Below are 19,196 nucleotides of genomic sequence, written 5' to 3' on the forward strand. Positions count from 1 at the left end.
CCGGGTGCCGCTTGTTTGTCCTACGCCTGATACAGGCATTCGGATCATAATGCACCGCAGCGCGGCAGAACCGCGGCAAGATGCGGCGATCCGACTTCGCCATGGCGACGGCACATCTCCACCGACTGCGACACGCATGACGCGCCTAGGTAGCATGCGTCCGATTCGCCGCAGCCGCAAGCCGCAGCGGCGGCCAATCGCCCTGCAAATATGGTGATCCGCCTTCTCACATTTCTGCAACGCGGGTCGAAAATCGCCGATTGCGGCAATTTTTCGTTTGCACAACAAGGGGCACGATTGCATGGTCCGGGTTTCTTCATCCAGACGGAATTCAAGGACCATGACTGCAGATACCATCGTGCTCGGCGCCGGCATCATCGGCGTTTCCACTGCCATTCACCTGGCGCGGCGTGGAAGGTCGGTGGTGCTGGTCGATCGCCGCACCGCCGGCGAGGAAACCTCCTTCGGCAATGCCGGCCTGATCCAGCGCGAGGGCGTCGTGCCCTACGGTTTCCCGCAGGATCTTGGTCTGATCCTGCGCTACGGCCTCAACAACCGCATCGACGCCCACTACCATATCCAGGCGATGCTGAAGCTGGTGCCGTTCCTGTCGCGCTACTGGTGGAATTCGAACAAGTCGCGTCACGAGGCGATCGCGCGTGCCTATGCGCCGCTGATCGAGAACTCGATCAACGAACACCGGGACCTGATCGAAGCGGCCGGCGCGGGACACCTCATCCGCAAGGACGGCTGGGTCGAGGCCTTCCGCAGCAATGCGGCGCGCGACACCGAATTCGCCGAGGCCGACCGTCTCGTGCGCGAATACGGCATCAGCTATACCCGTCTCGACAAGGCGGACCTCGCCAAGGCCGAGCCGCATCTCAGCCGCGATTTCGTCGGCGGCCTGAAGTGGAACGACCCCTGGTCGGTGCTCGACCCGCACGGGCTGACCGCGGCCTACCTCAAATATTTCGAAAGCCTCGGCGGCCGCTTCGTCACCGGCGATGCGACGACGCTGACCCCGCGCGCCAGCGGTGCGGGCTGGCAGGTGAAGACCGACGAAGGACTGGTCGAGGGCAAGGACGTGGTCGTCGCGCTCGGCCCGTGGTCGGAGGAAGTGACCCGCAAGCTCGGCTACAAGTTCCTGCTCGGCGTCAAGCGCGGCTATCACATGCACTACGCCCCCGCCGGCAAAGCCAAGCTCAACAACTGGCTGATGGACAAGGAGCGCGGCTATTTCCTCGCGCCGATGAACAAGGGCATCCGGCTCACCACCGGCGCCGAATTCGCCTATCGCGACGCGCCGAAATCGCCGGTCCAGCTCGATCGTGCCGAACGCGTCGCCCGCACCATCTTCCCGCTCGCCGAGCGGCTCGACGCCGAGCCGTGGATGGGGGCGCGCCCCTGCACGCCCGACATGATGCCGATCCTCGGCAAGGCGCCGCGCCACCAGGGCGTCTGGCTCGCCTTCGGCCATGCGCATCACGGCCTCACCCTGGGTCCGGTCACCGGGCGCCTGCTCGCCGAGGCGATGACGGGTGAAAAACCCTTCCTCGACATCTCGGCCTACCGCCCAGAGCGCTTCAACCCCTGAGGCTAGCCTGGGGCCGACACGAAGACGAAACCCATGCCCCCGGTCTGGAAAAGACCGGGGGCAGCTGCTTTTTGAGGCCGCTTATCCCTGCTCCGAGCCGCTCGTCCGGACCGCGCGAAACCACCTCCCGCCCGCGTCGAAAGCGCCCATGCGACTTTGTCTGCTGCGACAGGCTGGAAATGCCGGAAATTCGGTGCTAAGGTCTTTTTCGGTCGATCGACCAATTTCGCCGCCTCTGCAGGCGGCAGACCGGACAAAAAACGATGCACCCGATGCGTCACCGGTCGAGGGGTTCGCAGGCACTGGCAAGGTTATGGTACGCTTTCTGATCTACAACGCGAAGTCGGCCCACCGTTAGCGGTGCACCTTTGCGCGCGCGTGTTTGCACGCCCCCAAGATCAAATCGACCTGTTCCTTTCTTACGGTGCCTCATGGACATTGATAGTTACGCACGAAACTTTTTTGCCGAAAATCCCGACATCGAAGTGCTGGAAGCCTTCGTCATCGACGTCAACGGCGTTCCCCGCGGCAAGTGGATCCCGCGCGAACGGGCGCTGGACGTTCTGACCAAGGGCATGGCGATCCCGCGCTCGGTCTATGCGCTCGACGTCTGGGGTCGCGACGTCAACGCCGCCGGTCTGGCCGAAGGCACCGGCGATCCGGACGGCCTCTGCTTTCCCGTGTCCGGCACGCTGTCGCGCGTCACCTGGCTGTCGCGGCCGACCGCGCAGGTGCTGCTCGAGATGCGCAATCCGGACGGGTCAGGCTTCTACGCCGATCCGCGCCAGGTGCTCGCCGCCGTGCTGGAGCGCTACAAGAAGCTCAAGCTCACCCCGGTGGTCGCGACCGAACTGGAATTCTACCTGATCGACCCGGTCCGCTCGGCGCTCGACCCGGTCCGCCCGCCGAACACCCGCGACGGACGCTGGCACACCGGCCAGACCCAGGTCCTGTCGATCTCCGAACTGCAGGATTTCGAGGAGGTGTTCTACGGCATCTCGACCGCCGCCGGCGCCCAGAACGTGCCGGCCGACACGACGCTGCGCGAGAACGGCCCCGGACAGTACGAGATCAACCTGAACCATGTGCCGGATGCGCTCGCCGCCGCCGACTATGCCGTTCTGCTGAAGCGCATCGTCAAGGGCGTGGCCCGCTGCAACGATCTCGACGCCACCTTCATGGCCAAGCCCTACGGCATGCAGGCCGGCAGCGGCATGCATGTGCATTTCTCCGTGCTCGACGAGGACGGCAAGAATATTTACGTGGGCGAAGACGCGCCTTCGGACCGCCTCATGCACTCGGTCGGCGGGCTGCTCGAAGCCATGGGCGAGAGCATGGCGATCTTCGCCCCGCACCAGAACTCCTATCGCCGGCTGACCCCTTCGGAACATGCGCCGACCTATGCATCCTGGGGTTTCGACAACCGCTCGGCGGCCGTGCGCGTCATCACCGCCTCCAAGCCCGCGACGCGCATCGAGCACCGCGTCGCCGGCGCCGACACCAATCCCTATCTGGTCATCGCCATGATCCTGTCGGCGGCGCTCGCCGGCATGAAGGAAAAGACCCCGCCCGGCGGGGCGATCTCCGGCGACGAGCACGCCATCAGCCACGAGCCGCTGCCGACCAACTGGGACTACGCGATCCAGCGTTTCGCCAAGTCGAGCTTCGCCTATGCGGCGCTCGGGCCGCAATATCGCGGGCTCTATGCGGCCTGCAAACATCAGGAACTGGCGGAATTCGCGCTGCGCGTGACCGATGTCGAATACGACGCCTACATCAGGACGGTGTGACATGAGCGACAAGAACAGGACTTCCGAGACCAATCCCGGCCATGCCCCTTCCTGGTATGCCCATTCGGCCAATGACAAGACGGTGCGCCCGAGCCTCGAAGGCGAGCACACGGCCGATGTCTGCATCGTCGGTGCGGGCTTCACCGGCATTTCCGCCGCACTGCAGCTGGCGGAAAACGGCTACAAGGTGATCGTCGTCGAAGGCGAGCGCGTCGGCTTCGGCGCCTCGGGCCGCAATGGCGGGCAGATCGTCAACGGCTACAGCCGCGACCTCGAAACCATCGCCCGGCGCTACGGACCGGAGAGGGCAAAGCGCCTCGGCGAAATGTCGCTCGAGGGCGGCCGGATCATCCGCGAACGCGCCGCCAGGTACAACATCGCCTGCGACCTGGTCGACGGCGGCTTCTTCGCCGCCTTCACCGACAAGCAGGTGCGCGAGATGGCGCATGTGAAAGCCCATTGGGAGACGCACGGCCATACCGGCCTCGAAATGGTCTCCAAAGCCGAGGTCGGCAAATATGTGAAGTCCGACCGTTATGTCGGCGGCATGATCGACAAGCTCGGCGGCCATATCCATCCGCTCAACCTGGTGCTCGGCGAGGCGGCGGCGGTCGAGAGCCTCGGCGGCAAGATCTTCGAACAGTCGCGCGTCACCGGCGTCGACATGGGCGCCAATCCGGTGGTGCGCACCGCCAGGGGCAGGGTCACGGCGAAATACGTGCTGGTCTGCGGCAATGCCTATCTCGGCAACCTCTTGCCGAAGATCACCGACAAGATGATGCCGGTCTCCTCGCAGGTCATGGCGACCGAACCGCTCGATGCCAAGCTGATCGAGGAGCTGCTGCCGGCCAATTACTGCGTCGAGGATGCCAATTACGTGCTCGACTACTACCGCCGCACAGCCGACAACCGGCTGCTCTACGGCGGCGGCATCGGCTATGGCGGCCAGGACCCGGCCAACCTCACCGGCGTCATCCGGCCCAACATGCTCAAAACCTTCCCGCAGCTTGCGAATACGAAGATCGAGTTCGCCTGGAGCGGCAATTTTGCGCTCACCCTCACCCGCATTCCGCACATGGGCAAGCTCGCCGACAACGTCTATTTCTCGCATGGCGACAGCGGCCATGGCGTGACCACGACGCACCTGCTCGGCAAGATCCTCGGTGAGGCGGTCGCAGGCCATTCCGGCCGCTACGACGTCTGGTCGTCGCTGACCGCCCTGCCCTTCCCCGGCGGCAAGACCTTCCGCGTGCCGCTCACCGTGCTCGGCGCCTGGTGGTACGGCATGCGCGACAAGCTCGGCGTCTAAGGAGAACCCCATGCGTACAGTCACAGTCGCTGCAACCCAGATGGCCTGCACCTGGGATATCCCCGGCAATATCGCCCGCGCCGAAAACCTGATCCGCAAGGCGGCCGCTAAGGGCGCCCAGATCGTGCTGATCCAGGAGCTGTTCGAGGCCCCCTATTTCTGCCAGGACCAGATCGGCGAATTCTTCGACATGGCCAAGCCCTTCGCGAACAATCCGCTGATCGCGCATTTTTCCGGGCTCGCCGCCGAGCTGAACGTCGTTCTGCCGGTGAGCTTCTTCGAGAAGGCCGGCCAGACCTACTTCAACAGCGTGGCGATCGTCGATGCGGACGGCACGGTGCTGGGCCTCTACCGCAAGAGCCACATCCCCGACGGCCCCGGCTATACCGAGAAATACTATTTCTCGCCCGGCGATACCGGTTTTCGGGTCTGGCAGACGAAGCACGCCCGCATCGGCGTCGGCATCTGCTGGGACCAGTGGTTCCCGGAAGCCGCCCGCGCCATGGCGCTCCAGGGCGCCGAGCTGCTGTTCTATCCGACCGCGATCGGCTCGGAACCGCAGGACCCGACCATCGACAGCGCCGCCCACTGGCAGCGCGTCATGCAGGGCCATGCGGCGGCGAACATCATGCCGGTGATCGCGTCGAACCGCATCGGCACGGAGCCGGGCCGCAAGGGCACGGAACTCACCTTCTACGGCTCCTCCTTCATCGCCGACCAGACCGGCGAAAAAGTCGCCGAGGCGGACCGGGCGAGCGAAGCCGTCCTCACCGCCACCTTCGACCTCGACGGCATTGCCCGCCAGCGCAGCAACTGGGGCCTCTTCCGCGACCGCCGGCCGGAGCTCTATACGCCGCTCTTGACGATGGACGGGCGGGTCTAGGGCGAGCTTCAAGCTGAGCCCCACCTTGGGATAGCCCCCTCACCAAGAAAATCTGCGACTTGAGCCCTTCGGGCCAAGATCGCGATTTTCTATCCTCTCCCACAAGGGGAGAGGAGACCTGCCGCCTTGCACGACACTCTGCCTCTCCCCTTGTGGGAGAGGTTACAAAATCACGATCTTAGCGCAGCTAAGTCGTAGATTTTGTTGGTGAGGGGGAAAGCAGCGGAAGCCCAGGCTTCCGTGTCCTGCAGCCCGCCAGCACATTGTCGACGAGGCTTTTCGCGCTTTTGCGCATTGCCCCTCATCCGCCTGCCGGCACCTTCTCCCCGTAAACGGGGAGAAGGAACAAGGGGCACCGCGGCGGCCATCCCCTCTCCCCGCTTGCGGGGAGAGGGTCAGGGTGAGGGGCAGCCCCTCCCTACCCCAGCCCCTTCATCGCATCCGCGACAATCCCCTCGACGCTCTGATCGATATCGACCGTCACCACACCCGGCTCGCCGGTCGGAACCTCGAGCGTTGCGAGCTGGCTGTCGAGCAGGGAGAGCGGCATGAAATGGCCGGTGCGGGCGCCCATGCGTTCGGTGAGCAGGTCGCGGGAGCCGTGCAGATAGACGAAGGCCAGTGCGCCGCCGGTCGCGGCACGCAGGCGGTCACGGTAGATCCTCTTCAGCGCCGAACAGGAGACGACGATGCCCTCGCCGCGCGTGAGCGAGCCGGCCATTTCCGCGCCGATGATGTCGAGCCATGGCCAGCGGTCGTCATCGGAAAGCGGCGTGCCCTTGGCCATCTTCTCGACATTGGCCGCCGGATGCAGCGCGTCGCCCTCGATGAAGGCGAGGCCCAGCCGTTCGGCGAGCAGCGCGCCGACCGAGGACTTGCCGCAGCCGCTCACCCCCATGACGATGATCGCCGCCGGGCGGCTGGTCGAAATTCCCTGCAAGTGCGCGTGCTCCCCGATACGGCGCCATGCCGTCTGGTCGCGACCTTACCGGGCGGTGCCGTGATTTCAACCCGCGACAGCCGGCCATCCACGACGCGTACGGGGAAGGTTCGAATGCAGCCCACAGGCTTGGGCTCGGGCTCGGGTTTGGCCGTGGGAACCATGCCTCAGCCGGCCCGGATCTCCGCCGCGATCTTTTCCGCCATGGCGATCACCGGCGCATTGGTGTTGCCGCCGATCAGGGTGGGCATGACCGAGGCGTCGACGACGCGCAGGCCCTCGACCCCGCGCACCTTGAGATGGGGATCGACCACGGAGGCCTCGTCGCCGCCCATGCGGCAGGTGCCGGCCGGATGATAGATGGTTTCGGCCCGCTCCCGGATGGCGGCCTCCAGCTCGGCATCGGAGCTTCCGGTCGGGTAGAGTTCGCGGCCGCGATAACGCGCCAGCGGACCGGCCTCCATGATGTCGCGCATCAGCCGCGTGCCGGCGACCATGCCGTCGAGGTCGCGCCGGTCGGAAAGATAGGCGGGATCGATCAGCGGCGCCGCCGTCGGATCGGCGCTCTTCAACCCGACGCGGCCGCGCGAATGGGGCCTGAGCAGGCAGACATGGCAGGAATAGCCGTAGCCCATGTGCATGCGCCGCGCGTGGTCGTCGACCATGGCGACGACGAAATGCAGCTGGATGTCGGGACGATCGAGCGCCGGATCGGTCTTGAGGAAGGCGCCGGATTCGGCAAAGGTCGAGCGCAGCAGGCCGGTCCCTTCGCGCTTCCATTCGCCCGCCGCCTTGCCCATGGCCTTGAGGCCGGTGAAGCCGATGCCCAGCAGGTCGGTGTCGGCGGAACGGTAGACGCTGGTGTAGTCGAGATGATCCTGCAGATTGGCGCCGACCTCCGGACGGTCGGCGACGACGGAAATGCCGTGGCGCCGCAGTTCGTCGGCCGGGCCGATGCCCGACAGCATGAGCAGCTGCGGCGATTGCAGCGCGCCGCTCGAGACCAGCACTTCGCGGGCGGCCAGCGCGGTCTCCTCGCGCCGCCCGATGCGATAGGCGACGCCGGTGGCGCGGCCCTTGGTCGTGAGGATGCGGCTCGCCCGGGCGCCGGTGATGACGGTGAGGTTCGGCCGGTCGAGGTGATCGTGCAGATAGGCGGCCGCGGCCGAGCAACGCTCGCCCTTTTTCGGCCCCTTCCAGAACTGCGTCGCCTGGTAGAGGCCGAGCCCCTCCTGGTCCTCGCTGTTGAAGTCGTCATTGGCGCGAAAGCCGCGCGATACGCCCGCTTCGAGGAAGGCCTTGTTGATCGGCCGGACCCAGTCGGCGTTGGAGACCTGCAGGGGACCGCCCGCGCCATGCAGTACGGACGCGCCGCGCTCATTGTCCTCGGATTTCAGGAAATGGGGTAGCATGTCGGCGAAGGACCAGCCCGTGCAGCCCCGAGCCGCCCAGTCGTCGTAATCCGAGGCATGGCCGCGCACGTAGAGCATGGCGTTGATCAGGCTCGAGCCACCGAGTCCGCGGCCGCGCGGCTGATAGGCACGCCGGCCGTTGAGTTCGGCCTGCGGCTCGGTTTCGAAGCACCAGTTGGCCGAGCGCAGCCGCCCGGGTACGATGGCCGCCGCGCCCGACGGCACCCGCAGCAGCAGGTCGCGGCCGTTACCGCCCGCCTCGATCAGGCAGACCTTGAGGGCCGGATCCTCGCTCAGCCGCGCCGCCAGCACGGAACCTGCCGAACCACCGCCGGCGATCACATAGTCGAACATGTCAGGCACCCCTCCCAAAGCCACCAGCGGGGCGTTCCTCAACGCCCTTCCGCCTTCGGACAGACAGCTTTCGTCTTCCGTTTACGTAAACGTATTTCGGTCCTTGCCGCATCTCAAGAGGTGGATCGTGATCGGCCGACCTTTTTCTGCGAGACGCCACGAAGGGCACAACGAAAAACCCCGCCGCTTGGCAAAGCGACGGGGTTCGATGGGAAGCGGGCAATCGTCAGGCGGCCGGGACGGAGACCGGCGGCACCGGAATGACGTTCTGCCGTCCGAATTCATTGATCCCGAGCAGGAAGTTGATCTGCGGGCGCGCCTTGACCAGATCGTCGATCGTGTATTCGCTCAGCACGTTGAAGAAGGCGTTGAGCGCCTTGCGCAAGGCCGAGTTCAAGCCGCAGCTGTCGATCAGCGGGCAGTCGACGTCGCCGTCGTCCTCGAAGCATTCGGCCATGGCGAAGCTGTCCTCGGTGACCTTGACCACATCGAACAGGGTGATCTTGTCGGCCGGGCGCCCGAGGCGCACGCCGCCATTGCGGCCCCGCACGGTTTCCACCAGTCCGGCCTTGTTGAGAGGCTGGAGAATCTTGAACAGGAAGAGTTCGGAGACACCGTAAGCCTTGGCGATTTCCGGGATACGACTCAGGTGATCCTTGTTGGCCGCACAGTACATCAGCATGCGAACCGCGTAATTCGTCTGTTTTGTCAACCGCATGCGTGGCTCCCTAGACTCGTCTTTCGGTTCCTATAGCGGATTCCGTAGTTTTGAACAATTCCAAAATACTCAAGTTCACGCTTCACGTGTCCGTGAGTCCCGAATGTCGCATTGACAGCTCGGAAAATCCTGAATATCAGGCTCAACAAATGTAGTCACTCGCGCAAGGAGATACCATGCCTTCAGTCAAATTTATCCGCAGTGCGCTTCTCGGCTCTGTCGCATTCGCCGCAACGGCCGGCATGGCGATGGCTGACGGCGAGGTCAACATCTATTCCTACCGCCAGCCGGAGCTGATCCAGCCGCTGGTCGACGCATTCACCAAGGAGACCGGAATCGAGGCCAACGTGCTGTTCCTCGACAAGGGCCTGGTCGAACGCATCGCCGCCGAAGGCGCGAACTCCCCGGCGGACGTCATCCTCACCGTCGACATCGGCCGCCTCGTCGAGGCCAAGGACGGCGGCGTCACCCAGCCGCTGTCGAACGAGGTCATCAACAAGGACATTCCGGCGCAGTATCGCGATGCGGCCGGCGAATGGTTCGGTCTGACGACCCGCGGACGCGTCGTCTACGCCTCCAAGGAGCGCGTATCGGAAACGGCCATCACCTATGAGGAACTGGCCGACCCGAAGTGGAAGGGCCGGATCTGCATGCGCGACGGCCAGCATTCCTACAATATCGGCCTGTTCGCCTCGATGGTCGCCCATCACGGCGCCGAATACACCGAGAAGTGGCTGACGGGGCTGAAGCAGAACCTGGCGCGCAAGCCCGACGGCAACGACCGCAGCCAGGCCAAGGCGATCATGTCCGGAGAATGCGACATCGCCCTCGGCAACACCTATTACGTCGGCCTGATGGTGACCAACGAGAAGGACCCGGAAGAGAAGGAATGGGCCGCCGCCACCAAGATCCTCTTCCCCAATGCCGCCGACCGCGGCACGCATGTGAACATTTCCGGCATGGCGCTCGCCAAATATGCGCCGAACAAGGACAATGCCGTCAAGCTGATGGAATTCCTCGCCTCGCGCAAGGCGCAGGAGATCTATGCCGAGCAGGTGTTCGAGTATCCGGTACTGCCGGGCGCGAAGGTGTCGGACGTGGTCGCCTCGTTCGGCGAGATCAAGCCGGACACCCTGCCGCTTTCCGACATCGCCGCCAACCGCAAGACGGCCTCGGAACTGGTCGACAAGGTCGGCCTCAACGATGGCCCGACGCAATAACGGATCGCAACGGCATCCATTCGAAGGGCGGCTATGGGCCGCCCTTTTTCGTTGCGGCCTCCGCGGCCCATTGATCGATCTGCCGGCGGCGGTCCGGCGTGCCGGGATGGGTGGAGAAGATCGTCGTGTCGCTGCGGTCGCCGAGCTTTGTCTCGATGATCTCGAAGAAGCGGCCGATGGCCGCCGGGTCATGGCCGGCCTTCGCCATCAGGTCGACCGAGATCCGGTCCGCCTCGCTCTCGGCGGAACGGGAATAGGACAGCGTCAGGAGTGCTGCGCCGTCGGTCAGGATTTCCTCCCCGGCGCTGCCGATGTCGCCGGCGATCAGCATGATCAGGGCTGCGGTTCCCGCCGCCCGATAGAACTGCCGCAGCGAATGGTCCCGCTCCACATGGCCGATCTCGTGGGCCAGCACGCCGAGGATCATTTCGGTGTCGCCCGCGGCAAGCTCGACCAGTTCGTCGGTGATCACCAAGGTTCCGTCCGGCAGGGCAAAGGCGTTCGGCCCGATCAGCCCGCCTTTTCGGAAATGCAGCGCGTAGCCGTCGGCACCCCGATCCGACAGCGCGGCGATCTCCTCGAACTTCGCCTCGATCTCGCCCTGGCGCGGTTGCGGCAAATCACTCTCGGAGAAGACCGCCTGATCGAGCGAGGCGAGCGTGCCCGACGCCATCATGTCGGCCACCGCCGGTGGCGTCACCAGCACCGCCACCTCGACCAGCACCGGCAGCGCATAGCGATAGATGGCGCCGGCCAGCAGGAAGACCACAACCACCAGGCCGAGCAGCCGGGGATGGAACCGCTCCAGTTCATGGACCAGCCCGCCCCGATGCAGCCGGCGCGCGCTGAGCCAGGCATCGACCGCATCATTGTCCTCGGTCTCGAACAGCGAACCGTCGACGAAACCGATGCGCCGCGGGATCCGGCCGACCCGCGCGGAAATAGTGACGGCATCCACGTCGTTGACCGAGACGGGATCGCCGGCCACGCCGTCGAGCCGTACCGAAAGCGTCCTGCCGTGCGACAGGAGCCGCGCCGCAAGCGCGCGGCTGGAACGCGGCGGATGCCAATGGCCGACGGCGATGATTTCTCCCTCAGAAGCCAAAATCGAAACCTTCCATGTCGAGATATTCGGCGGTGACCGCCGAGCCGCTGGCCTCGATCGAGGCCATCACGTCGCCGATGTCGCCGTCGATGATCATGCCCGAATGCCCGACCATATAACGTTGCTCGCGCACGGCCGCCCAGGGGCGCATCAGGCCGAGCGTCAGCACGGTGACGAGCAGGTTGGAGACGACGATCCACAGATAGCGCAGGCGCCCCATGTCGCTGAACAGCCGGTGACGGCCATCGAGAAGCGTTGCGTTCATCACCACATTGCGCACGCCCACGCGGTAGAGCAGGGCGGCGATCGCATAGACGATCAGGAACGGGATCATTGTGCCGTAGATGGTCGCAATGATCTGAATGGCAGGCTCTTCCTCATCGGCTGCGCCGGCCATGGCGCCGCTTGCCGCATAGATCATGATGCCCAGACCAACCGCGATCGCCGCGCCGATCAGCGTGACGATGATCGCCGGTACCCAGGCACGGTAGAGCTTGCCGATCCGTGGGTCGGTGGCGAAGGAACGGTCGCCGTAGCGCAGGTTGTTGAAGACGTAGCGGTAAAGCCAGCGGCTGGCAAGCGGCGCCAGGAAACCGAGGCTGAAGAACGCGACCAGCCCGCCGAGGATCACCGAGACGAAGGCGCCCCAGGGCGTTCCCTTGAAATCGAAGCGGACGTTGCGGTAGCTCGTCACCCGGGCGGAAAAGCGCAGGCCCCGCGACAGCAGCCACGGCAGGGCGAGCAGCACGACGAAGGGCAGGACGAGGCCCGCCAGCGGATAGAACACGCTGACGACCTGCACCACGACGAAGAAGACGAAGACGATGGCGCGGCCGATCAGGATCTGCAAACCGCGCGCATGATAGTCGAAGGAATGGTTGTCGACGAAGCTGTTGCCGTAGAAGTAGCGGTTGCGGCGCACCTTGGCCCAGGCGGAATAGATGCCGAGGGTTATGATCGTCAAAAGGATATTGACGATCCAGATGCCGAAATACTCTCCGGCCTGCCCGCGGAATTCGCCCCGCGTCACCTGCGACACAGGTCTTGTCTCTGTCATGCCCCAGCCCTTTCGTCGGCGAATCTGCCCATGCATCCCCCGACGCACGCAACCGCGACAGACCTGCCACGGCTTTTCGTCTATCGCAAGTTGACCCAACGGAAAACGGGCCCCTTTCGGGACCCGTCTTCAAGGCTATCCAGATATTTCCGAACCAGGGTCAGGGAGACCAGGCCCGGCCTGTGACAGGCGTCACTTCATCGTCGGGATGGAGAACTCGGCGCCGTCCTTGATGCCCGACGGCCAGCGCGAGGTGACCGTCTTGGTGCGGGTCCAGAACTTGATCGAGTCGGTGCCGTGCTGGTTCAGGTCGCCGAAGGACGAGGCCTTCCAGCCGCCGAAGGTGTGATAGGCGAGCGGAACCGGGATCGGAACGTTGACGCCGACCATGCCGATATTGATGCGGCTGGTGAAGTCGCGGGCGGCATCGCCGTCACGGGTGTAGATTGAGACGCCGTTGCCGTATTCGTGCTTCATCGGCAGCGAGAGGGCTTCCTCGTAGTTCTTGGCGCGGACGACCGAGAGAACCGGTCCGAAGATCTCGGTCTTGTAGATGTCCATGTCCGGGGTGACGTCGTCGAACAGGCAGCCGCCGACGAAATAGCCGTTCTCATAGCCCTGCAGCTTGAAGCCGCGGCCGTCGACGACGAGCTTGGCGCCTTCCTCGATGCCGCGATCGATCAGGCCGAGGATGCGGGTCTGGGCTTCCTTGGTGACGACCGGGCCGAAATCGGCCTTTTCGTCATTGTAGGGGCCGATGCGCAGCTTCTCGACCATCGGGGCGAGCTTGGCGATCAGGCGATCGGCGGTTTCCTGGCCGACCGGTACGGCGACCGAGATCGCCATGCAGCGTTCGCCGGCCGAGCCATAGCCCGCGCCGATCAGGGCGTTGGCGGCCTGGTCGAGGTCGGCGTCCGGCATGATGATCATGTGGTTCTTGGCGCCGCCGAAGCACTGGGCGCGCTTGCCGCTCGCGGTTGCCGTCGCATAGACGTAGCGGGCGATCGGGGTCGAGCCGACGAAGGAGACGGCGCCGATGTCGGGATGGTTGAGGATCGCGTCGACCGCACCCTTGTCACCATTGACGACGTTCAAGACGCCGGCCGGAAGACCGGCTTCGATCATCAGTTCGGCAAGGCGGATCGGCAGCGACGGGTCACGCTCGGAGGGCTTGAGGATGAAGGCGTTGCCGCAGGCGATCGCCGGGGCGAACATCCACATCGGGATCATGCCGGGGAAGTTGAACGGGGTGATGCCGGCGCCGATGCCGACCGGCTGGCGGATCGAGTACATGTCGATGCCGGGGCCGGCACCTTCGGTGAACTCGCTCTTGGAGAGATGCGGAATGCCGATGACGAACTCGCAGACTTCGAGGCCGCGGATGATGTCGCCCTTGGCGTCCTCGATCGTCTTGCCGTGCTCCTTGGAGAGCATTTCGGCCAGTTCGTTCATGTTGTCGTTCAGCAGCTGGACGAACTTCATGAAGACGCGCGCGCGGCGCTGCGGATTGGTGTTGGCCCAGCCCGGCTGCGCTTCCTTGGCGTTCTGCACGGCAGCGTCGAGTTCGGCGACGCTCGCGAGCGCCACGGTCGCCTGGACCTCGCCGGTTGCCGGGTTGAAGACGTTGCTCGAGCGACCGCTCGTGCCGGCGACGTGCTTGCCGCCGATGTAATGGCCGATTTCACGCATGGATGTGCCTCCTCAGATTTTGTTTGATGAGGCAGCATCCCACTGCCCCGAGGACAAAGCAATGTCCTGGAATAGGCAACCGCTGTGCATATTTCGACTAACGATATGGCAGTTGGCGATTTCCGGCTATGCGCGTGCGCACAGCCTGGGTTCACCCTCGATCTCGGCCTGCACCAGCGAAAAATGCGCGCCGCTGGCCGCGCGGACGCCGGATGCGCTTGCCAGCGTGGCGTTGTGCATGGCGCTGGTCGCATCGCCCGCCGCGAATATGCCGGGCCAGCTGGTGGCTCCCATCTGGTCGATGCGGATGAACTGGCCGGTCGGGCCATCCTCCAGTTCAAGACCGAGATCGTCGGCCAGCGAGCCGACGAGGCTTGTCTTCGGCTGAACGAACAGGCCGACAATGCCCATTAGCCGGCCATCGGCCAGCCGCGCGGCGCTTAACGTCCCGCCCTCGCCCAGCAATTCCACCACGTGTGCTGTCTCTACAGCGACGTTGCGGACCGCCAGACGGCCACGCTCGGCATCGTCCAGCTCCATGCCCTCTGCCGGGAACAGCGTGGTAGGCCCCCAATCGGGCAACATTAGTGCCTGATGCAGCCCGATCTTGTTAGTCAAGAGGATGCCGATCGGCCCGCCGCTGAATTCGTAACCGTGGCAATAGGGGCAATGGGCCACCGACTGGCCCCAGCGTTCCGCCAGGCCAGGCACGTCAGGCAAGGTATCGCTAACGCCGCCGGCCAGGATCACGCGCGAACCCGTTATCGCCGCGCCGGACGCTAGCGCGACAGCAAAGCCCTTGCCCTCGGCCTTGATCGCCGTCGCTTCGTCCTGTCGCAACAGGAAATCCGGATAAGGCATGAGTTGCTCCACGGCGGTCTGCCGGATCAGCGTCGGCGCTTTGCCGTCCTGTCCCAGAAAACCGTGCGACGCATGAGCAAAACGGTTGCGTGGCTTGCCGGCATCGATCACCGCGACGCGGCGGCGGGCGCGCACCAGCTGCATGGCTGCCGAAAGGCCGGCAAAGCTGCCGCCGATGATGATGACGTCGAATTCCATGATCTCGCTCCCTGCTATTCTCGTATCTTTATAAGTTACATAAAACAGCCGAGTCAACATCTCGCAACTTCACTTGTTGCGAAATGCGTTTCGGGCTATCAGGACACTGAACCCAAGGAGTTGCCGATGCGCGGAGATACCAGGCTATCGCGGATGCTGCATGTACTGATCCATCTCGGCCACCACCGTCCTGTCATGACCTCGGAAGCGATCGCGGACATGCTGGGCACCAATCCGGTCGTGGTTCGCCGCACCATGGCGGGCCTGCGCGACCGTGGCTATGTGCAATCGGAAAAGGGCCATGGTGGCGGCTGGAGCCTCAAGGTGCCGCTGGATGCGATCACCTTGCTCGATGTCTACGAGGCGCTGGAACGCCCGCCGATGTTCTGCCTCGTTCCATCTGCCGAACACGCCGAATGCCTGGTGGAAAAAGCCGTCAACACGGCGCTGGACGACACCCGCCGCGAAGCCGAAGCACTGATGCTGAAGCGTTTCTCCACCATCAAGCTCTCCGATATCGCGACCGAATTCGAGCAGCGCATGTCCGTACTTGCGCATAAGCCACATCAATCCATGTAGTGCGGCGCCAAGTTTTTGTTGTCCGGTTGTGTAAAAAACGAAACATGCCATGATGATCGATGAGCCCCGACCGGAACAACCGATCTCATGACAAAAGAACCCAGCCATGAATTGGGATGATGTGCGCATGTTCCTCGCGGTCGCCCGCGCGGGCCAGTTTCTTGGGGCGGCCCGCAGGCTTGGCGTGAACCACGCGACCCTGTCGCGGCGGGTGGCGGCGCTTGAAGCATCGCTCGGCAGCGCACTGCTTCGACGTCACACCAGCGGCTGCGCGCTGACGCCAGAGGGCGAGGTGTTCCTGGCGGCGGCCGAGCGCATGGAGACCGAGATGCTTTCGGCTCAGTCGCGGATCGGCCGGATCGACAGGGCGGTGGCCGGCACGGTCAGGATCGGCGCGCCGGACGGCTTCGGCGTCGCCTTCCTCGCCTCGCGGCTGGGGCGGCTGACGGAGCGTTTTCCCGACCTCAAGATCCAGCTGGTGCCGGTGCCGCGCGCCTTTTCGCTGTCGCAGCGCGAGGCCGATATTGCCATCACCATCGAGCGGCCGGAACAGGGCCGGCTGATCTCCTCGAAGCTCACCGACTATACGCTTGGGCTTTACGGCTCGCGGACCTATCTCGAACGGCACGGTATGCCCGATAGCGTGGAGGTGCTCATGGCCCATCACAGGATCGGCTATGTCGAGGACCTGATCTTCTCGCCCTCGCTCAACTATACCGGCGAGATCATGCGCAACTGGGATGCCGCCTTCGAGATTTCCTCGGCCATCGGCCAGACGGAGGCCGTGCGCTCCGGCGCCGGCATCGGCATCCTGCACGACTACATCGCCCGCCAGCATGCCGAACTGGTCCGCATCCTGCCCGAGGTCACCATCCGCCGGGCCTACTGGACGACCTATCACGAGAGCGCGCGCGAACTGGTCCGCGTGCGCACCGTGGTGCAGTTCCTGCAGGAACTGATCGACGAGAACCGGCGGATCTTCGTGTGAGCCGGAACCGCCGCCGGTCTAGTGGCCGGGGATCGTGCACGGACCCCAGCCGGAGCCTTCCCGGTAGTGCTTCTCGTTCTGGCAGGGCGAACCGTCGCTGGTCTTGCGCGACCCGCATTTGCGCGCCTCACCGGTCTTGCCGATCCCTTTGGCCCGCTCCTGGCGCAGGTATGTGACCCATTTCTGCCGCTTCTCCCGCTCCGCCATCCATTCCGCCTTGTGGGCGGGCAGCAGGGACAGGACCTCCTGGCAAGCCGCAATCAGCTCCTGCGCATTGGCGATGTTGCCGGCCGTCTCCGGCGGCACCTTGTGGCCCTTGCGCCTGCACTCGGCGATCATCCTGTTCTGGCGGGCGATATATTGCTGGTGCTCGCGGATATGCCGCTTCTCCATCGCCTCCGCATCGCGGTTGCGCTGGATCTGCGAGCGGGCGTCCGCCAGTTCGTTGTCGTACTTGCTGATCCTGTCGTCGAAGTCGCTGACGGAGCCGGGAAACGGACTGGGCTTCCCAAGGCTCTCGACGGGCGTCAACGATGGCCACCCCGGAATTCCTGACATGCTCTCCCCCTTCTCTGTGGAGGGTGAAGACGCCCTCCCCACTGCCGCAGGAGGAATATCGTCCCGAGATGCAACCCTCGTCAAACACTCTTTCGTATAAGTTGCATCCGCTGTCCTTTGAACGGGACCGGGCTTCGACCTTGGCGCGGAGAGAGGACCACCGCCCGCGGCACGGCCAGGGCCGGCAGACGCCGGCCCTGGCCTGCGCAATTGCCGCTCCGCGCGGTTCGGATTATACAGCCCGAGCCCCAAAGCGGGCGCGGCGATGAAGAGGACGGATATGGCACACATGAGAGACGCAACGAAACGCAGCGGGACGCGAGCCGCGTTCCTATTCGCTTCCTCGCTCGGCATCATCCTCTCCGCCGGCCCGGCCTCCGCCCATGCGCTGGGCGGCGTGATGGGTGGTTTCGGCAGCGGTTTCGGCCATCCGCTCGCCGGCTTCGACCATTTCCTCGCCATGCTGGCGGTCGGCCTGTGGGGCGCGCAGATGGGCGGGCGGTCGGTCTGGACGCTGCCGGCGACCTTCCCGCTGATCATGTGCATCGGCGGCATTTTCGGCATGCTCGGCATCGGTCCCGGCGCCTATATCGAAACCGGCATCGCGCTCTCGCTGATCGTGCTCGGCGGTTCGATCGCGGCGCGCTGGATCGCCCCGGAATGGGCGGCGCTCGCAATCGTCGCGGTCTTCGCCTTCTTCCACGGCTATCCGCACGGGCAGGAGGCGCCGCGGGCCGTCGATCCGGCGGCCTACACCGTCGGTTTCGTCGTCTCGACCGGCCTCATCCACATCCTCGGCATCGGCGTCGGCTTCGGTCTCGGACGGTTCTATGAGGGCTATGTGGTCCGGGCGCTCGGCCTGTTCATCGGCGCCTGCGGCGTCTATTTCCTCGTCACCTGAACGGACCGGCGCGGCGCGGCCTTCGCCGCCTCACGCCTCGGCGCGGACCGCCCTGCGGCCCGGCACCAGGCCGAGCACGATCGCGCAGCCGCCGATGATGATCAGGCCGCCGATCATCTGCACGAGCGACAGCGGTTCGCCGAGGAACAGCGCGCCGACCAGCACGGCAACGGCCGTCACGGCGAATTCGACGCTGATCGCCCGCGTCGCGCCGATCGAGGCGACCAGGCCGAAATAGAGAACATAGGTCATGGCGCTCATCACCCCGGCGAGCACCAGCAGATAGCCATAGTCGATCAGCCGCGGCACGCCCGGCACCGGCACGGCGAGAAGCAGCGGCAGGGTCATCAGCCCGCCGAACAGGAAGGCGCCGATCGTCACCTCCCAGGCGCCGACGCCCTGGAGGCGGCGGCTCGCATAATTGCTGCCGAAGGCGGCGCAGAGGCAGGCAAACAGCGTTCCGGCGCAGCCGAGCACGAAGGCGACATTGACCGGCGCGGCCGGGAAGCCGACCAGCAGAACCACGCCGACGAAACCGATCAAGAGGCCGAGCAGCCGTTGCGGCGTGATGCGCTCCAAGCCCCAGACCTGGCCGATCAGCATGGAAAACATCGGGATTGTCGCCACCAGGATCGCCGCCATGGCCGTGCCGATCAGCGGGGTGGCATAGGAGAGCCCGACCAGCTGGCCGGCAACCGTGGTGGCCCCGACCACCGCAAAGGGCCGCCAGCCGGCGCTAAAATGCAGGCCGCGGCCCGTGGCCCGGGCGATGAAAAACAGCGTCAGGCCGGCGACGAAGCAGCGAAAGGTGACGGCGCCCACCCAGCCGAAGGCGGAAACCACCTTCAACAGCAGCAGAAAGGACAGGCCCCAGGCCAGAGCCAGGAACAGATAGGCGGCAAAATCCTTGGGCTTCATCGACTGGCCAAACAATTCCGCTTAGCGGCGGTGGAGGGAAACGGGAGTGGATGCTGGCTGACTATCGATGCAGGTGGGCGGGGTCAAGGCGGGGGGATCAGGTTCTGGAGAACCACGGCAGA

Annotated in this window: 17 protein-coding genes; 8 read left to right on the plus strand and 9 right to left on the minus strand. The window is 64.9% G+C overall.

Annotated features, from left to right (window positions below):
- The first annotated feature begins 340 nt into the window (after positions 1–340).
- From AC07Y0_RS15450 to aguB, 4 genes are all read left to right on the plus strand, one after another.
- Entirely contained in the window at positions 341–1,594 is a 1,254-nt protein-coding gene (locus AC07Y0_RS15450) for an NAD(P)/FAD-dependent oxidoreductase (protein WP_498678629.1), read from the plus strand.
- 431 nt (positions 1,595–2,025) lie between these two features.
- Positions 2,026–3,384, plus strand: a complete 1,359-nt coding sequence (locus AC07Y0_RS15455; protein WP_498678630.1) for a glutamine synthetase family protein — start codon at positions 2,026–2,028, stop codon at positions 3,382–3,384.
- A 1-nt stretch (position 3,385) separates the two neighbouring features.
- On the plus strand, positions 3,386–4,693 hold the full coding sequence (locus AC07Y0_RS15460; RefSeq protein WP_498678631.1) for an NAD(P)/FAD-dependent oxidoreductase: 1,308 nt from the start codon (positions 3,386–3,388) through the stop codon (positions 4,691–4,693).
- A gap of 10 nt (positions 4,694–4,703) precedes the next feature.
- Positions 4,704–5,576, plus strand: a complete 873-nt coding sequence (gene aguB, locus AC07Y0_RS15465; protein ID WP_498678632.1) for an N-carbamoylputrescine amidase — start codon at positions 4,704–4,706, stop codon at positions 5,574–5,576.
- Positions 5,577–5,994: 418 nt separating this feature from the next.
- On the opposite strand, the gene AC07Y0_RS15470 is transcribed toward aguB, so the two are convergent.
- The 3 genes from AC07Y0_RS15470 to rirA form a co-directional block, all read right to left on the minus strand.
- Positions 5,995–6,474 (minus strand): gluconokinase, encoded by a 480-nt coding sequence (locus AC07Y0_RS15470; protein WP_498680253.1) that lies wholly within the window; start codon positions 6,472–6,474, stop codon positions 5,995–5,997.
- A gap of 209 nt (positions 6,475–6,683) precedes the next feature.
- Positions 6,684–8,282, minus strand: coding sequence for a GMC family oxidoreductase (locus tag AC07Y0_RS15475; protein WP_498678633.1), 1,599 nt, complete (start codon positions 8,280–8,282; stop codon positions 6,684–6,686).
- 226 nt (positions 8,283–8,508) lie between these two features.
- Complete coding sequence (rirA, locus tag AC07Y0_RS15480; protein WP_498678634.1) at positions 8,509–9,000, minus strand: iron-responsive transcriptional regulator RirA; 492 nt, start codon at positions 8,998–9,000, stop codon at positions 8,509–8,511.
- Between the two features lie 242 nt (positions 9,001–9,242).
- On the opposite strand from rirA, the gene AC07Y0_RS15485 reads away from it, so the two are divergent.
- Positions 9,243–10,220, plus strand: a complete 978-nt coding sequence (locus AC07Y0_RS15485; RefSeq protein WP_498680254.1) for a Fe(3+) ABC transporter substrate-binding protein — start codon at positions 9,243–9,245, stop codon at positions 10,218–10,220.
- A 31-nt stretch (positions 10,221–10,251) separates the two neighbouring features.
- Here the strand turns inward: AC07Y0_RS15485 and AC07Y0_RS15490 are convergent, their stop codons facing one another.
- From AC07Y0_RS15490 to AC07Y0_RS15505, 4 genes are all read right to left on the minus strand, one after another.
- Positions 10,252–11,325, minus strand: coding sequence for a M48 family metallopeptidase (locus tag AC07Y0_RS15490; RefSeq protein WP_498678635.1), 1,074 nt, complete (start codon positions 11,323–11,325; stop codon positions 10,252–10,254).
- Complete coding sequence (locus tag AC07Y0_RS15495) at positions 11,315–12,382, minus strand: YjgN family protein (RefSeq protein ID WP_498678636.1); 1,068 nt, start codon at positions 12,380–12,382, stop codon at positions 11,315–11,317. The genes AC07Y0_RS15490 and AC07Y0_RS15495 overlap by 11 nt, the downstream gene beginning before the upstream one ends.
- A gap of 192 nt (positions 12,383–12,574) precedes the next feature.
- Entirely contained in the window at positions 12,575–14,071 is a 1,497-nt protein-coding gene (locus tag AC07Y0_RS15500) for a CoA-acylating methylmalonate-semialdehyde dehydrogenase (RefSeq protein ID WP_498678637.1), read from the minus strand.
- 126 nt (positions 14,072–14,197) lie between these two features.
- A complete protein-coding gene (locus AC07Y0_RS15505) occupies positions 14,198–15,130 on the minus strand; it encodes an NAD(P)/FAD-dependent oxidoreductase (protein ID WP_498678638.1) in 933 nt (310 codons plus the stop codon).
- 126 nt (positions 15,131–15,256) lie between these two features.
- Here AC07Y0_RS15505 and AC07Y0_RS15510 point away from each other — a divergent pair, with 126 nt between their 5' ends.
- Together AC07Y0_RS15510 and AC07Y0_RS15515 are read left to right on the plus strand one after the other, a co-directional pair.
- Entirely contained in the window at positions 15,257–15,709 is a 453-nt protein-coding gene (locus AC07Y0_RS15510; protein WP_498678639.1) for an Rrf2 family transcriptional regulator, read from the plus strand.
- Between the two features lie 106 nt (positions 15,710–15,815).
- Entirely contained in the window at positions 15,816–16,697 is an 882-nt protein-coding gene (locus AC07Y0_RS15515; RefSeq protein ID WP_498678640.1) for a LysR family transcriptional regulator, read from the plus strand.
- 18 nt (positions 16,698–16,715) lie between these two features.
- Here the strand turns inward: AC07Y0_RS15515 and AC07Y0_RS15520 are convergent, their stop codons facing one another.
- Positions 16,716–17,255: a hypothetical protein gene (locus AC07Y0_RS15520; RefSeq protein WP_498678641.1), complete on the minus strand. Its 540-nt coding sequence runs from the start codon at positions 17,253–17,255 to the stop codon at positions 16,716–16,718.
- A 289-nt stretch (positions 17,256–17,544) separates the two neighbouring features.
- Here AC07Y0_RS15520 and AC07Y0_RS15525 point away from each other — a divergent pair, with 289 nt between their 5' ends.
- Positions 17,545–18,156 (plus strand): HupE/UreJ family protein, encoded by a 612-nt coding sequence (locus tag AC07Y0_RS15525; protein WP_498678642.1) that lies wholly within the window; start codon positions 17,545–17,547, stop codon positions 18,154–18,156.
- Positions 18,157–18,186: 30 nt separating this feature from the next.
- Here the strand turns inward: AC07Y0_RS15525 and AC07Y0_RS15530 are convergent, their stop codons facing one another.
- On the minus strand, positions 18,187–19,074 hold the full coding sequence (locus AC07Y0_RS15530; protein WP_498678643.1) for a DMT family transporter: 888 nt from the start codon (positions 19,072–19,074) through the stop codon (positions 18,187–18,189).
- Positions 19,075–19,196 lie beyond the last annotated feature (122 nt).

It is taken from the genome of Allorhizobium sp. GW101-3B10 (genome assembly GCF_059424725.1).

Coding starts and splice junctions, on each gene's coding strand:
- AC07Y0_RS15450 (WP_498678629.1), top strand. CDS start 341: ATGACTGCAGATACCATCGTGCTCGGCGCCGGCATCATCGGCGTTTCC.
- AC07Y0_RS15455 (WP_498678630.1), top strand. CDS start 2,026: ATGGACATTGATAGTTACGCACGAAACTTTTTTGCCGAAAATCCCGAC.
- AC07Y0_RS15460 (WP_498678631.1), top strand. CDS start 3,386: ATGAGCGACAAGAACAGGACTTCCGAGACCAATCCCGGCCATGCCCCT.
- aguB (WP_498678632.1), top strand. CDS start 4,704: ATGCGTACAGTCACAGTCGCTGCAACCCAGATGGCCTGCACCTGGGAT.
- AC07Y0_RS15470 (WP_498680253.1), bottom strand. CDS start 6,474: ATGGGGGTGAGCGGCTGCGGCAAGTCCTCGGTCGGCGCGCTGCTCGCC.
- AC07Y0_RS15475 (WP_498678633.1), bottom strand. CDS start 8,282: ATGTTCGACTATGTGATCGCCGGCGGTGGTTCGGCAGGTTCCGTGCTG.
- rirA (WP_498678634.1), bottom strand. CDS start 9,000: ATGCGGTTGACAAAACAGACGAATTACGCGGTTCGCATGCTGATGTAC.
- AC07Y0_RS15485 (WP_498680254.1), top strand. CDS start 9,243: ATGGCGATGGCTGACGGCGAGGTCAACATCTATTCCTACCGCCAGCCG.
- AC07Y0_RS15495 (WP_498678636.1), bottom strand. CDS start 12,382: ATGACAGAGACAAGACCTGTGTCGCAGGTGACGCGGGGCGAATTCCGC.
- AC07Y0_RS15500 (WP_498678637.1), bottom strand. CDS start 14,071: ATGCGTGAAATCGGCCATTACATCGGCGGCAAGCACGTCGCCGGCACG.
- AC07Y0_RS15505 (WP_498678638.1), bottom strand. CDS start 15,130: ATGGAATTCGACGTCATCATCATCGGCGGCAGCTTTGCCGGCCTTTCG.
- AC07Y0_RS15510 (WP_498678639.1), top strand. CDS start 15,257: ATGCGCGGAGATACCAGGCTATCGCGGATGCTGCATGTACTGATCCAT.
- AC07Y0_RS15515 (WP_498678640.1), top strand. CDS start 15,816: ATGAATTGGGATGATGTGCGCATGTTCCTCGCGGTCGCCCGCGCGGGC.
- AC07Y0_RS15520 (WP_498678641.1), bottom strand. CDS start 17,255: ATGTCAGGAATTCCGGGGTGGCCATCGTTGACGCCCGTCGAGAGCCTT.
- AC07Y0_RS15525 (WP_498678642.1), top strand. CDS start 17,545: ATGAGAGACGCAACGAAACGCAGCGGGACGCGAGCCGCGTTCCTATTC.
- AC07Y0_RS15530 (WP_498678643.1), bottom strand. CDS start 19,074: ATGAAGCCCAAGGATTTTGCCGCCTATCTGTTCCTGGCTCTGGCCTGG.